This is a genomic window from Pseudomonas sp. SIMBA_068 (assembly GCF_046534705.1).
GTDB classification, from domain to species: domain Bacteria; phylum Pseudomonadota; class Gammaproteobacteria; order Pseudomonadales; family Pseudomonadaceae; genus Aquipseudomonas; species Aquipseudomonas putida.
This window is the reverse complement of sequence record NZ_JAWRYI010001103.1, coordinates 1-252: the sequence shown is the minus strand read 5'-3', so window position 1 is coordinate 252 and position 252 is coordinate 1. Positions and strand designations below refer to the sequence as shown.

The following is a 252-nucleotide window of genomic DNA, read 5'->3' as shown; positions in this document are numbered from 1 at the left end:
GGCAGCCTTTGCCCTTTTTCCAGCCCCTGCCGTGTGCCGGCGAGCCGTTCGCCGAACAACAACTCCCACAAGAGACGCACCGCCCATGACCACGCCCGTGCCCCGCATCACCCTGGCCCTGACGGCTACCCTGGCCAGCCTTTCACTGAACGCCGCCGACCTCAATGCCCGGGACTTCTTCGCCGCCCCAGCGGGCACCAGCCTGGGCGTGCTGTACCTGCCCGCCACCCGCGCCGGTGATTTCCACGGCCC

1 pseudogene is annotated in these 252 nt (G+C 69.4%); it reads left to right on the top strand.

Annotated elements, in window-relative coordinates:
• Window positions 1–85 precede the first annotated feature (85 nt).
• Window positions 86–252 (top strand): annotated as a pseudogene (locus tag SB756_RS32895) (transporter); the annotation flags it as partial.